This window comes from Anaeromyxobacter sp. Red801 (genome assembly GCF_049201065.2).
In the GTDB taxonomy this organism is placed as follows: Bacteria; Myxococcota; Myxococcia; order Myxococcales; family Anaeromyxobacteraceae; genus Anaeromyxobacter.
Genome location: NZ_CM181236.1, coordinates 2,235,868 through 2,248,486 on the forward strand (window position 1 = coordinate 2,235,868; position 12,619 = coordinate 2,248,486).

The window sequence follows — 12,619 nt, forward strand, 5'->3', positions numbered from 1 at the left end:
CGGGCCGCCGGGGTTCCCCTGGCCCAGCTCGTGGCCGTGGCGGCTGGGAAGGACGCCGAGGCGGTCACGCTGGCGGTCGAGGGACCTGCCCTCTCCTCCCGAACCCTTCGGGGTCGGATCGCCGCCCTCCTCGCCGCCGCGCCGGGGCACCTGGCGGCGGCGCCGCTCCTCGCCGCGCCCCGGGCGTTCCGGCTGACCGCGCCCTGCGAGGCGGCGCTGGCGCGCGCGCTCTGGCCGGACCACGGCCAGCCGCCGGCCGCGACGTCGGTGTTCTTCCGCCTCCAGGCCGGGCCCGGCGAGGCGGTCCTCCTGCGCCTGGTCGCGGCCGGCCGGCTCGACGCGGGCGAGCTGCGCGCGCTCGACGCGGTGGCGCGGCTGGCGGCGGGCCGGCTGGCGGGCGAGAGCTACCGCCGCGAGGCGGCCGGGCGGCGCGCCGCGTACCGCGTCTACCAGGAGGCCGCGGGCGAGCCGATCCTGGTCCTCGACGCGGAGACCGGGCGGCTGCTGGAGGCGAACCAGCGGCTGTCCCAGCTCACCGGCTGGGGCCGCCAGGAGCTGCGCCGCCTCACGCTCGGGCGGCTCCTCGAGCACCCGGCGCTCGACGCGGGCGCGCTGCTGGAGACGCTGTCGGCGGCCGCCACGGCCTCGGTGGACGACGCCCGGCTGCGGCGCCGCCGCGGCGAGCCGGTGCCGGTGGCGCTCACCAGCGCGCGCATCGAGCTGGACGGGCGCCCGGTGCTCCACCTCATCGCCCGCGACGTGAGCCGGGAGCGGCGCGCGCTGGCCGAGCAGCGGGAGGCGCGCGAGCTGCTCGCGGCGCTGCACCTCGCCGGCGCGCACCTCAGCGTCGAGACCGACGAGGAGGCGGTGTACGGCGTGCTGGCGCGCGAGCTCGCGCGGCTCGGCTTCCACTGCGGCGTGCTCGCGCCCGCGCCGGACGGCCCGCCCGCGCTCGCGTGGCGGTTCCTGTCCTTCCCGCTGCCGCTCCGGCGCGCGCTGGACCACGCGCTCGGGACGCCGCTCGCGGAGGTCCGGGTGGATCCGATGGAGGCGCCGCTGCTCCGGCGCTGCCTGGCGGAGCGCCGGACCGTGCACACCGATCGCCCGCGCCGCGCCGCCGCCGGGCTGCTCGGCGCCGCGACGCCGCTCCACGTCCGGCGGCTGGCGCGGCTCGTCGCCATCCGGCGGGTGATCCTGGCGCCGCTCCTGCGCGAGGGGCGCGCCGCGGCGGCGCTGGTGGTGGCGGCGCCGCGGGTCCGGCGCAGCGACCCCGAGGCCATCGACGCGTTCGCGCTCCAGGCCTCCATCGCGCTCGACAAGGCGCGCCTGGTGGGCGCGCTCCGCGACGAGCGCGCCCGGCTGGAGAGCGAGGTGGAGCGCCGCACCGCCGAGCTGCGCCGGGCGGTCGCGGCGCTGGAGGCGGCGGACCGGCGGAAGGACAACTTCCTCGCCAACGTCTCGCACGAGCTGCGCACGCCGCTCGTCACCGTGCTCGGGTACGCCGACCTGCTGCTGGCCGACAAGCTGGGCCCGCTCGCGCCGCGCCAGCGGACGGCGCTGCAGGTGGTGGCGAGCAGCGGCCGGCGGCTGCGCGCCTTCATCGAGGAGCTGCTGGAGCTGTCCCGCCACGAGCTGGCGCGGCCGGCCGAGCCGTTCGCGCCCTTCCCGCTCGTGGACGTGATCACGCAGGCGGTGGTGGCGCTCGCGCCGCGCTTCGCAGAGCGCGGGCTGCGGGTCCGGGCGCGGGTGGCGCGGGGGACGCCCGCCGCGCTGGGCCAGCGCGAGCGCGTGCTGCAGGTGCTCGTCAACCTGCTCGGGAACGCCGAGCGCTACGCGCCGGAGGGCTCGGCCATCCACCTCGCGGCCGCGGCGGTCGGGGACCGGGTGGCCGTCTCGGTCACCGACCGCGGGCCCGGCATCCCGGAGGAGCACCAGGCGCTCATCTTCGAGCGCCTGTACCAGGTCCGCGACGACCGCGCCCCGCGCCGCGAGGGCGGCGCGCTCGGGATCGGGCTCGCCATCGCGAAGGGGATCGTGGAGGCGCACGGCGGGGAGATCCGGGTCCGGTCGCGCGTCGGCTGGGGCACGCGCTTCCGCGTCACCCTCCCCGCCGCCGCGGCCGCGCCCGGCGGGCGCGAGCTCGACGCCCCGTGAGCCCCAGGGGCCAGGGAGAAAAGACGGCGCCCGCGCGCTCCCTGGAACGCGCGGGCGCCGGGCTGCGGCGCGGGGGGGAATGCGCCGCCGCCTGAGCCGTGGCTAGAAGCGCACGCCGACGTGACCGGCCAGCTGGAGGTCGATCCGGGTGGTCGAGTCGCGCTCGCCGGCGAGGCCGTCGTACGCGCTCATGGTGTCGCGGGCGGTGACGCCGACGACGATCGGGCCGCGCTCCACGTTCGCGCCGAGCTCGCTGTACCAGACGAAGTCGGTCTCGGAGTCCACGTTCAGATCGCGGAACTCGTAGGTGCGGGCGCCGAGGCCGACGCCGACGAACGGCTTCAGCGTCCAGTCGGCCGTGATCGCGATGGGGTACTGGCCCTGCAGGCCGACGTCGTACTGGAACAGGTCGAGCTTGGCGTCGCCGTACTGCTTCGCCTCGGTGGGCGACCACGCGAACGAGCCGACCACGGCGACGTACGGGTGGACGTCGTACTTGAGCTTGAGGCCGAGCAGGAACGCGTCCTTGAGCGTGTCGCGCTGGTCGCCCAGGCCCAGGTAGGCGCCGGCGTACGGCGAGATCTCGAACCGGCGCGTGGGCTCCTGCGCCTGCGCGGTGCCTGCGATGCCGACGAGGGCGGCGACGACGATGAGCAGCTTCTTCATGGTGATCTTCCTTCCTTGAGAGACGCTGGCCGGGCCGGGCCCTCCGTGGGCGGGCCGCGCCGGCGCGTCCTCCCACATTGCATCCGTCGCGCCGAGCCGGATCCGCGCGGAATGCCGCGATCTCCGGCGCCAGAGCCGCCCGACGCGTCGGGGGACGGACAGCGCCCTGTCGGCGCGCTGAACAGGCCGGCTCCGCGCGCGCGATCAGGCGCCGGCGAGCGCGCGCCGGAGCGCGGCCTCGGCGCCGGCGCGCGCGCCGTTCCGCCGCACCCGCTCCTCCGCGTCGAGCGCGCCGTCGTCCGCGGCGAGCGACCAGCGCGCCAGCTCCAGCGCCGCGCGGCACACCCGGTAGAACGGCAGCAGCCCCGGCGGCGCGCCCGGCGCAGCGGCCCGCACCCGCTCCGCCAGCGCCTGGCCCTCGGACGGCGCGAGGCCGAGCGCGAGCTCGGCGCCGGCGACGTCCCAGAGCGCGTCCTGGCAGCCGGCCAGGCCGTGGTCCGCGTGGTGGTCGAGCGCGTCCGCCTTCACCAGCGCGCCCTCGCGGCACACCAGCCAGTCCCAGGCGTCGGCGGTCCCGTCCACCGCGACCGGCCGCGCCGCCCGCGCCACCTCCGGCAGCCGCGCCGCCGCCGCCTCCAGCCCGCGCCGCGCCTCGCCCCCGAGCGCCTCGAGCGCGTTCGCGCGGGCCGCCTCGAGCAGCGCCCCCGGCCCGGCGCCGTCCTCCGGCGCGGCGGGGAACGCCCGCGCCACGAACGCGAGGTGCCGCCCCACCGCGTCGAGGAGCACCGGTCGCGGCGGCGGCGGGCGCGCCGCCGGCAGCGGCACCGCGTCCTCCAGCCAGGGCAGGAACAGGAAGCCGTGGCGCAGGGCCGCCGGCGCGGGCCCCAGCCCCGCGCCCGCCAGCGCCCGGGCGCGCGCGAGGGCCGCCTCCCCGGCCTCGCCCAGCCCCGCGAACCGCGCCAGCCAGGCGCGCCCGCCCGCGCGCAGCAGGTACTTCCGCCGCTCCCGCCACCCCTGCGACGGCGGCCACCCGCCCCGCTCCCCCGGCGCGAACGCGTGGCGCCGCCACGCGCCCGCGGAGAGGTCGGCCGGCGGCGCGTCGGCCGGCCCGACCGCGTCCTCGGCCGCGCGGTGAAGGGCCAGCGGGTGGTCCGCGAGCAGGAGCGCCTCGAACGGCACGTGGTGGCGCGGCGCGCGCGCCCAGCGGTCGAGGATCTCCGCCCCGGCCTCCGGGCCCGGCCCGCCGGCGTGGCTGGGGAACAGGTGCACCCGCTCCGCGGGGACGCCGAGCGCCTCCAGCGCGGCGACCGCGGCGGCGAGGCTGCTCCCCGACCGCCCCGGCCCCTCGTCCGCGATCGCGAACACGCCGCGCCGCGCGGCCGCGAGGCGGGCCGCGAGCGCGGGGCCGAGGCGCACCTCGCGCCGGAACGGCGGGCCGACGGGGCGCACCGTGGCGAGCGGCGTGGCCAGGCCCGCGCCCGCGGCCACCGCCGCGGCGAGGCCGGGCCCGATCGAGCGGATCCCGAGGACCACCGCGTCGGAGCCCGCCAGCGGCCGCGCGGCGGCGGCATGGCACTCCGGGTACACCGCGTAGAGCGCGTGCCCCTCCGCCCTGCGCAGGCGGACGGCGTCGGGGAGCCGCAGCCGCTCCAGCGGCGCGAGCAACTCCGGCCCGGGCGGCGCGGCGCGCCCGCCGGCGCGCCAGGAGGCCCACAGCGCGCGCGCCAGCGCCGCCAGCACGCCCAGCGCGGCGCGATCGACCGGGCCACCGTCGTCGGCGCCCGCCGCCTCGCGCTCGACGTCCGCCAGCCCCTGCGCGAGCGCGGAGGCCTCCACCAGCGCGCCCGCGAGCAGGCCGTGGCGCTCCGCCCCGGGCGCCGCGGCCGCCGCGCCGTCCAGGCGCGTCCGGAGCGCGGCGAGCGCCGCGCCGGGCTCCGCCTCGCGCTCCCGGTCGCCGAACCAGCGCACGCTCAGGCCTGCGTCGACGCCTGCCGCGCCGCCTCCGCCGTCGGCCCCGCCCCGCGCCCGTCGTGGAGGTGGCGCCAGGCGATGGCCCCGAGCGCCTCCAGCGTCGGCACCGGCCAGGCCGCCCCGGCCTCGCCGCGCACGTGCGCGGCGAACGCCACGAACGCCTCCAGCTGCTCGGGGCTGGGCGAGATCACCGGCCGGGCGTCCTTCGCCTGCGCCAGCGCCTCGAGCGGCGGGACGCCCCGGGCCACCAGCACGCACAGCGCCACCAGCGCGCTGCGGCCGATGCCGTACTGGCAGTGCACGAGCACGCGCTCGCCCCGCGCCAGCCCCTCGCACGCGAAGGCCACGCCCTCGCGCAGCCGCTCCTGCGGCACCGCGCACGTGTCGCGGGTGGGCAGGTGCAGCAGCCGGATCCCGCACGCGCCCAGCGCCTCGGCGTCGTCGCAGGCCTCGCCGCGGACGTCCAGCACCCGCTGGATCCCGTGCTCGCGGGCGAGCCGCAGCGCGGCCTCCGCCGGGAAGCAGGCCCCCACCGCCAGGCCGGGCGCGACGAAGTGAAGGTCGATCACCCCGGAACGTTGCACCCGCCGGCGCGCCGCGGCACGGGCGCGAGCCCCGGCAGCGGCCGGCGCCCGCCGGCGCGCGCGCTCAGCGGCCGAGCGGCAGGACCACCGTCCCGGCCTCGCGGACCTCGAGCGGCCGCTCGATCGCCACCGCGCCCTCGGGGGACTCGACGCGGATGTCGAGCCGGTAGGCGCCGTCGGGGAGCCGGACCGGGTGGTGCACCAGCGCCTGCCCGGCCGGCACCCGCAGCTCCGCCCGGCGCATGAGCTCGGCGCCGCGCCGCACCTCGACCTCGAGGCCGGTCGCGCCCGGGATGCCGCGCACGTCGTAGACCAGCTCCACGTCGCGCGGCGCCGCCCGGAACAGGAGCGCGCCGACGCCGATCGCGCCGGCGAGGAGGAGCAGCCGCAGGAGCGGCCTCCGCGTCACGCCCGGTCCTTCCTCGGCCGGCGTCCGCGCGCCGGCCCGGGGCGCCGCGCCTTCACCTCGGCCTTCACCTCCGGCCGCGGCGTCCCGCCGTCGGCCGCGGGCTTCAGGCGGATCTCCGCCTTCACCTCGATGGCCATGGAGGAGAGCGCCTTCAGGAACTCGCGCCGGACCGCCTCCGACTCGAGGAAGCGGCGGACCTCGTCGGAGAACACCCGCAGGACCTCGCCCTTGGCGCCCTGCGCCTGCTGCCCGATGAACGCGATGACGTCCTTCGGCAGCTTCCAGTCGCGCGCCAGGCGCCGGGCGCCCTCCTCGGTCATGAAGAGCGCGCCCACGCCGGCGAGCAGCGCCTTCTTGACGGTGTCGGGGATGAGCCCCCGCACGCCCGGGCCGGCCGCGACGTCCGGCTCCAGCCCGGCGTCCTCGAGCGCGTCGTCCGGCTCGCCCGCCGGCACCTCGTCGTCGTCGAACGGCGGCCGCCCCTCCACGGCGCCCTCCTCGCGTCAGGCGCGCGGCTGCGCGCCGATGACCGGCAGGCGCGGCGCCTTCAGCACCTGCGTGCTGACCGCGCCGGCCACGTTGCGTGCCACGCTCAGGAACGCCTCGGCCTGCGGGCTGTCGGGCGCGCCCGCGACCACCGGGACGCCCTTGTCGCCGCCCTCGCGGATGGCGAGGTCGATCGGCACCGCGCCCAGGAAGCGCACGCCCATCTTCTCCGCCGCGGCCTGCGCGCCGCCCTTGTCGAAGATGGCCGTCTCGTGCCGGCAGTGCGGGCACACGAACGCGGACATGTTCTCCACCAGGCCGAGCACCGGGATGGAGACCTTGTCGAACATGAGCTTCGCGCGGATGACGTCGGCGAGCGCCACGTCCTGCGGCGTCGAGACCAGCACCACGCCGGCCGCGCGCACGTTCTGGGCGAGCGTGAGCGGGACGTCGCCGGTGCCCGGCGGCAGGTCGAGCACGAGGTAGTCCAGCTCGCCCCAGTTCACGTCCCGCAGCAGCTGCACCAGCGCGCCGGTGACCATCGGCCCGCGCCAGATCAGCGCCTGCTCGGGGTCGATCAGGAAGCCGATCGACATGACCTTGATGCCGTGCGCCTCGAGCGGATCGAGCTTCTGCCCGTCGCGCGAGGTGGGCTTCTGGTCGAGGCCGGTGAGGATGGGCACCGACGGTCCGTAGATGTCCGCGTCGAGGATGCCGACCTTGGCGCCCTGGCGGGCGAGGCCCACCGCGAGGTTGATGGCGACGGTGCTCTTGCCCACGCCGCCCTTGCCCGCGCCGACCAGCACGATGTTCTTCACGCCCGGGGTGAGCGACGACTGCGCCACGCCCGGCGCGGAGCGGACCTGCGCGCCCCAGTGGATCTCGACGCGCGCGAAGCCGGCGCGCCGCAGCGCGCCCTCCACGTCGCGGCCGATGGTGTCCTTGAGCGGGCAGGCCGGGGTGGTGAGCTCCACCTTGAGGCGCACGGCGTCGCCCTCGACCACGAGATCCTTGACCATCCCGAGGGAGACGAGGTCCCGGTGCAGCTCCGGGTCCATGACCTTCTTCAGGGCTTCGAGCGCGGCGGCGTTGTCGAGCGGCATGGTCGGCCTTTATAGCGGGGCGCCCCCGCCTTCTCAATCTCCACGGGGCGCCGCTCACTCCAGCGCGTCCACCCGCCACCGCCCGCCCTCGGCGACCAGCACCGCGCGCCGTCCCCCGCCCACGTCCAGCACGCGGGCGCCCCCCACGTCTCGCAGCGACGCCCCCTGGCCGAGCAGCGCGCGCACGCGCTCGGCCGCCTCCTTCCCGGCCGGCCCGGCGCCGGCGGCGTCGGTGGCGAGGCGCGCCGGGGTGTAGGCCCCCTGCCAGCGCGCCGACAGGAGCGCGAGCGCGTCCGGCCAGCGCCGCTCGCCGAGCGCGTCGGAGAAGCGCCGCAGCACCTCGCGGGCGGCCGCCTCGTCGAGGCCGGCCGGGGGCGGCGCCGGGGCGCGGGCCCCCGGCCCGGCGCAGGCGAGCGCGGCGCAGAGGCACAGCGGGGCGATCCGGCGGCGGCGCACCGCCGACCGATACCACCCCGGCCTGCGTCGCGCCACGGCGCCACGCCGGGGCGGCCCCCGGTGATACGCTCCGGGGATGCGGGTGCTCCGGTTCGAGGGCGGGCAGGTGCGGTCCGGCGGCGAGGAGCTGGCCGGGCCCGGCGCGCCGGTGTGGATCGACCTCGCCCCCACCCCGGAGAACATGGCGTTCCTGGCGGCGCGGTTCCGGTTCCACCCGCTCGCGCTCGAGGACGCGGCCCACGAGGACCAGCGGGTCAAGCTGGAGCAGTACTCGGACAACCTGTTCACGGTGGTCCACCGCATCTCGCCCGCGCCGGACGACTCCGAGCTCGTCACCTACGAGGTGGACGCCTTCCTCACCGCCGAGGCGCTGGTCACGGTGCACTCCGCGCGCATCGCCGAGGTGGACCGGGTGTTCGAGCGGTGCGCCTCCGAGCCGGAGCTGCTCGGGCGCGGCGTGGACTTCGCGCTGTACCTCGTCCACGACGCCATCACCGACGCGCACTTCACGCTGGTGGACGCGCTCACCGCGGACGTGGAGGAGCTGGCCGAGGCGGTGCTCGCGGAGCGGCGCGGCGAGAGCGACGAGGAGCTGCTCGACCGGATCCTGACCGCGCGGCGGCAGCACGTGCTGCTCCGCAAGCGCTTCGCCCCGCAGCGCGAGGTGTTCGCCACGCTGGCGCGGCCGGGCCAGGCGCTGGTGCGCGACCAGACCGCCATCTACTTCCGCGACGTGGTGGACCACGCGGTGCGGCTCACCGAGGAGATCGACACCGGGCGCGACCTGCTCGCCTCGGCGATGGACGCCTACCTCTCGTCCACCAACAACCGGCTCTCCTCGGTGATGACGCGCCTCACGCTCATCTCGACCATCTTCCTGCCCCTCAACTTCATCGGCACGTTCTTCGGCATGAACCTCGACATCCTGCCGCCGCGGGTGGCGGTGCCGCTGGTGCTGCTGTCGATGGTGGCGATGCCGGTCGCGATGTACGCGGTGTTCCGGCGCAAGCGCTGGCTGTAGCCCTTCTCACCGACCGATGGGCACGACCTCGCCGCGGGCGCCGGGCGGCTGGACCCGCACCTCGCCCTCCTGGTCCTCGCGCCCCTCCACCGCGATCTCGACGTCGAGGAACCTGCGGACCACCTCGGCGTTGGTGGTGAGGTGCCGCGTGACCGCGGCGACGGTGTAGCGGGTCACCGGCACGACGCCGGGGGCGGCGGGCAGGATCCCGGCCGCCGCCAGCGCGGCCGGCAGGAGCAGCTGGTCGCCGAGGTGCAGGTCCACCGCGGCGCCGCCGCGGAGGTGATCCCGGAGCCCCTCCACCGCGAGGTCCGCGACCTCCTCCGGCGTCCGCTCGCGCGCGCTGACCGCGCCGTGGCCGGCGCGGGTCCGCTCGAACGTGGAAACCAGCAGCACGTGCCCGCCGCGCGAGGCGCGCGAGGGCACCGGCACCCGCTCGGCCTCCGCGGAGATCCCCGCGTCGCGCAGGCCGCGCAGCGCGCGCGCCGCCTGCCGCTCCGCGACCTCGAAGCCGAGCCCGCCCACCATCGACACCACCTCGACGTCCTGCAGCGTGCCGCGGTGGCGCAGGTCGAGCGGTGGCATGGGGTGCGCCGGCTCGATGCGGGCCGTCATCTCGCCCCCGCCCTCCGGGTAGAACCCGGCCGCCTGCAGCTCCAGGCCGAAGCGGAAGCCGAGCCGCGCCACCGCCGGCGCCCACACCAGCGCCAGGTAGTGGAACGTGGGCGCGTGGTCCTGGTGCGTGCCGCCGCGCAGCGTGAGCGTGGACGGCGCGCCCGCCAGCGCGAGCGGCCAGCACACGGTCTGGAACAGGAGCGGCGTCGAGCCGGCCGTGCCGATGTCGAACGCCCAGTCGCCCGCGCGCGGCGCGTGGCGCGGCCGGAACTCGAGCGCGCTCGAGCCGACCTCGTCCCCGGCGAGCTCCGCCTCCACGATGCGCGCGGTGGCGCGCGCCGCCTCGCGGTGCTGCGGGCGCAGGCCCGGCTTGATCCGGTGCTGGCGGATGCGCTCGATGGTGAACGGCCGCCCGGTGACCGCCGACAGCGCGAGCGCGGTGCGCAGGATCTGGCCCCCGCCCTCGCCGGCGCTGCCGTCCAGCACGATGGGAAGATCCGCCGGCATCGGCGCAATGTAGTCCGGCGGGGCGGCCGCGTTAAGCGCGCGTTGGCCCCCAGGGCGCCCCCTCCCCGGGGCGTGCTACAAGGCGCGGGTGATCGCCGCCGTCGCCGTCTTCGCCCTCACCTACGTGGCCGTCGCCGCCGGCCGCTTCCCGTACCTGTCGCTCGATCGCCCCGCGGCCGCCCTGCTCGGCGCGGTGCTGATGGTCGCCCTCGGCGTGCTCACGCCGGCGGAGGGCGGCGCGGCGGTGAACGGCGAGACGCTCGGCCTGCTCCTCGGGATGATGGTCCTGACCGCCTACCTGGGCGAGGCGGGCTTCTTCCGCTGGGCGAGCTGGAGGGTGCTGCGCGCGGCCGGGACGCCGCGGACGCTCCTCTGGGGCGTGGTGTTCACCGCGGGTGCGCTGTCGGCGCTGCTGGTGAACGACACCGTGTGCCTGATGATGACCCCGCTCGTGCTCCGGATGGTGGACGACGCGGACCTGCCGCCGCTGCCGTACCTGCTGGCGGTCGCGTTCGGGTCGAACGCGGGCTCGGCGGCCACGCTCACCGGCAACCCGCAGAACATGATCGTCGGGACGCTGTCCGGGATCTCCTACGCGCACTTCACCGCCGCGCTGGCGCTGCCGGCGCTCGCCTCGCTCCTGCTGGTCGCGGCGCTGCTCCACGCGCTGTTCCGCCGCGCGCTGCCCCGCGGCCCGCTCGCCGGCGGCCGCCCCGCGGCGCCCGAGGTGGACCGGGCGCTGCTCGCGAAGGCGCTCGGCGCGCTGGCGCTGGCGGTGGCCGGCTTCCTGCTCGGCCTCGAGCTCGCCTGGACCGCGCTGTTCGCGGCGGCGCTCTGCATGGCCATCGCCGGGCGCGCGCCGCGCGAGGCGCTCCAGCGGGTGGACTGGCCGCTGCTCGTGTTCTTCGCGGGGCTGTTCGTGGTGGTGGCGGGCATCGGGCGCGCCGGCGTGACCGAGCGGATGTACCAGGCGGTGGCCCCGCTCCTCGGGGCGGACCCGGCGCGGCAGTCGGCGGTGTTCGGGCTGTTCTCGATCGCGGCGTCGCAGGTGGTCTCGAACGTCCCGTTCGTGATCCTCGCCGGCGAGTGGATCCCCCGCCTCACCGACCCCACCCTGCTCTGGCTGGCGACCGCGCTGTGCGCCACGCTGGCGGGCAACCTGACCATCGTCGGCTCGGTCGCGAACGTCATCGTGCTGGAGCTGGCCGGCTCGCGCGGCCGCATCGGCTTCTGGCGGTTCTTCCGCGTCGGCGCGGTGGTCACGGCGGCGACGGTCGCGGCCGGGCTCGGGATCCTGCTCCTGGAGCACCGGCTGGGGCTGATCGGGTAGGCGTCAACCGCCTGGGAAGACAGAAGCTTTTCACACCTCCGGGGACGCACCCCGGACGGGGGTGGACGGAGCGTGAGATCGACCGCTCCGCCGAAATACACCCCGCCGTTCCCCGTAGGTTCTGCATGGTTGCGGTGGCCGCACTCCCCGATCTAGCTTTCGCGCTCACCTGTCCCGCGAAGGAGCGCTCGTTGGGTCCCTCACTGTCCGGCGAGGCCGCGTGGACGCGGTCGGCCGCACGAGGCGACCGGCAGGCCTTCTCCCGGCTGGTGGACCTGCACAAGCGCACCGTGTTCGCGCTGTGCGTCCGGCTGCTGCGGGACCAGGACGAGGCGCAGGACGCCGCGCAGGAGGCGTTCGCCCGCGCGTACGCGAGCCTGGCCGCGTTCGACCCGGCGCAGCCGTTCGCGCCGTGGCTGCTCCGCATCGCGCGGAACCACTGCCTGGACGTGCTCCGCCGGCGGCTGCCGCAGGCGCAGCGGGTCGAGCTGGACGCGGACCCGGAGGACGGCGCGCCCCGCGACCTCGCCGACCCCGACGCACCCCGCGGCGACGACGCGCTGGAGCGGCGCGAGCTGGCGCGCACGCTCGAGGCCGCGGTGGCGGCCCTGCCGGCCAACTACCGCGAGGTCGTGCACCTCTTCCACGTCGAGCACCTCTCCTACAAGGAGATCGCCGCCGCCATGGACGTCCCCATCGGCACCGTGATGACCTGGCTGCACCGCGCCCGCGCGCGGCTCAAGGCGACGCTCGACGCGAGCGCCCCGGAGATGACGCCATGACGACCTTCACCGGACACCTCACCGACGCCCAGGCGCAGCGCCTGGTGGACGGGACGCTGCTCGAGGCCGAGGCGGACGAGGTCCTGGCGCACGCCGGGGACTGCGCGGAGTGCCAGGCGCTGGCCGAGTCCTACCGCGTGCTCGGCGACGCGCTGGGCGAGGCGCTCGGCGCGCTGGAGGTCCCGGAGCTGCCGCGCGACTTCACCGCCGGCGTGCTCTCCCGCATCGACGCCCGCGAGCGCGCGGTCCGGCGCGAGCGGCGCTTCGCCACGGCCATCCTCGCCGCGGTGCTGGTCGCCATCGGCGTCACCGTGGTGGTCGCCGGGGCCGGAACGTGGGCGCCCGCCGCCAGCCGCCTCGCGGGCGGCCTCGGCTCGGCGGGCGAGGTCCTGCGGCTCGGCGCCGGCCTGGCCGGCACCCTGCTCTCGGCGCTCCGCCTGCAGCTCGCGCTCGCCTGCGCCGTCCTCGCCGTCCCGCTGCTGTTCGCGCTCTCGCGCCTCATCCCCTCGGCGCGCGCAGAGCTCGTCTGACCGGA

The 12,619-nt window shown here is 77.4% G+C and carries 13 protein-coding genes; 5 read left to right on the top strand and 8 right to left on the bottom strand.

The window, feature by feature from the left end; all coding sequences use genetic code 11:
* Positions 1 to 36: 36 nt before the first annotated feature.
* Positions 37 to 2,154: an ATP-binding protein gene (locus ACOQFB_RS10290; RefSeq protein WP_421610527.1), complete on the top strand. Its 2,118-nt coding sequence runs from the start codon at positions 37 to 39 to the stop codon at positions 2,152 to 2,154.
* 102 nt (positions 2,155 to 2,256) lie between these two features.
* On the opposite strand, the gene ACOQFB_RS10295 is transcribed toward ACOQFB_RS10290, so the two are convergent.
* The 7 genes from ACOQFB_RS10295 to ACOQFB_RS10325 all read right to left on the bottom strand — a co-directional run bounded on the left by ACOQFB_RS10295 (position 2,257) and on the right by ACOQFB_RS10325 (position 7,829).
* Positions 2,257 to 2,820 (bottom strand): outer membrane beta-barrel protein, encoded by a 564-nt coding sequence (locus ACOQFB_RS10295; RefSeq protein ID WP_059438359.1) that lies wholly within the window; start codon positions 2,818 to 2,820, stop codon positions 2,257 to 2,259.
* Positions 2,821 to 3,024: 204 nt separating this feature from the next.
* Positions 3,025 to 4,788 carry a hypothetical protein gene (locus ACOQFB_RS10300; protein ID WP_421610526.1) on the bottom strand — a complete coding sequence of 588 codons (1,764 nt, stop codon included), beginning with the start codon at positions 4,786 to 4,788 and terminating at the stop codon, positions 3,025 to 3,027.
* Positions 4,789 to 4,790: 2 nt separating this feature from the next.
* Positions 4,791 to 5,360, bottom strand: a complete 570-nt coding sequence (locus ACOQFB_RS10305; protein ID WP_421610525.1) for a protein-tyrosine phosphatase family protein — start codon at positions 5,358 to 5,360, stop codon at positions 4,791 to 4,793.
* A gap of 79 nt (positions 5,361 to 5,439) precedes the next feature.
* Positions 5,440 to 5,784 (bottom strand): hypothetical protein, encoded by a 345-nt coding sequence (locus tag ACOQFB_RS10310; protein WP_059438913.1) that lies wholly within the window; start codon positions 5,782 to 5,784, stop codon positions 5,440 to 5,442.
* Positions 5,781 to 6,272, bottom strand: a complete 492-nt coding sequence (locus ACOQFB_RS10315; RefSeq protein ID WP_059438914.1) for a hypothetical protein — start codon at positions 6,270 to 6,272, stop codon at positions 5,781 to 5,783. Before ACOQFB_RS10315 ends, ACOQFB_RS10310 begins: the two co-directional genes overlap by 4 nt.
* A gap of 15 nt (positions 6,273 to 6,287) precedes the next feature.
* Positions 6,288 to 7,373 (bottom strand): Mrp/NBP35 family ATP-binding protein, encoded by a 1,086-nt coding sequence (locus ACOQFB_RS10320; protein ID WP_059438915.1) that lies wholly within the window; start codon positions 7,371 to 7,373, stop codon positions 6,288 to 6,290.
* A 54-nt stretch (positions 7,374 to 7,427) separates the two neighbouring features.
* Positions 7,428 to 7,829 (bottom strand): hypothetical protein, encoded by a 402-nt coding sequence (locus ACOQFB_RS10325; protein ID WP_421610524.1) that lies wholly within the window; start codon positions 7,827 to 7,829, stop codon positions 7,428 to 7,430.
* Between the two features lie 76 nt (positions 7,830 to 7,905).
* Between ACOQFB_RS10325 and ACOQFB_RS10330 the strand changes: the two genes are divergently transcribed.
* A complete protein-coding gene (locus tag ACOQFB_RS10330; protein WP_059438917.1) occupies positions 7,906 to 8,850 on the top strand; it encodes a magnesium transporter CorA family protein in 945 nt (314 codons plus the stop codon).
* 6 nt (positions 8,851 to 8,856) lie between these two features.
* Here the strand turns inward: ACOQFB_RS10330 and rtcA are convergent, their stop codons facing one another.
* Positions 8,857 to 9,972, bottom strand: coding sequence for an RNA 3'-terminal phosphate cyclase (rtcA, locus tag ACOQFB_RS10335; RefSeq protein ID WP_059438918.1), 1,116 nt, complete (start codon positions 9,970 to 9,972; stop codon positions 8,857 to 8,859).
* An 88-nt stretch (positions 9,973 to 10,060) separates the two neighbouring features.
* Here rtcA and ACOQFB_RS10340 point away from each other — a divergent pair, with 88 nt between their 5' ends.
* From ACOQFB_RS10340 to ACOQFB_RS10350, 3 genes are all read left to right on the top strand, one after another.
* Positions 10,061 to 11,302 (top strand): ArsB/NhaD family transporter, encoded by a 1,242-nt coding sequence (locus ACOQFB_RS10340; protein ID WP_421610523.1) that lies wholly within the window; start codon positions 10,061 to 10,063, stop codon positions 11,300 to 11,302.
* Between the two features lie 191 nt (positions 11,303 to 11,493).
* Entirely contained in the window at positions 11,494 to 12,084 is a 591-nt protein-coding gene (locus ACOQFB_RS10345) for an RNA polymerase sigma factor (RefSeq protein WP_421610522.1), read from the top strand.
* On the top strand, positions 12,081 to 12,614 hold the full coding sequence (locus ACOQFB_RS10350) for an anti-sigma factor family protein (protein ID WP_421610521.1): 534 nt from the start codon (positions 12,081 to 12,083) through the stop codon (positions 12,612 to 12,614). Before ACOQFB_RS10345 ends, ACOQFB_RS10350 begins: the two co-directional genes overlap by 4 nt.
* Positions 12,615 to 12,619 lie beyond the last annotated feature (5 nt).

Bases quoted from the DNA above. Each gene is read 5' to 3' on its own strand.
- ACOQFB_RS10295 (WP_059438359.1), bottom strand. From the start codon at position 2,820: ATGAAGAAGCTGCTCATCGTCGTCGCCGCCCTCGTCGGCATCGCAGGC.
- ACOQFB_RS10320 (WP_059438915.1), bottom strand. From the start codon at position 7,373: ATGCCGCTCGACAACGCCGCCGCGCTCGAAGCCCTGAAGAAGGTCATG.
- ACOQFB_RS10330 (WP_059438917.1), top strand. From the start codon at position 7,906: ATGCGGGTGCTCCGGTTCGAGGGCGGGCAGGTGCGGTCCGGCGGCGAG.
- rtcA (WP_059438918.1), bottom strand. From the start codon at position 9,972: ATGCCGGCGGATCTTCCCATCGTGCTGGACGGCAGCGCCGGCGAGGGC.
- ACOQFB_RS10350 (WP_421610521.1), top strand. From the start codon at position 12,081: ATGACGACCTTCACCGGACACCTCACCGACGCCCAGGCGCAGCGCCTG.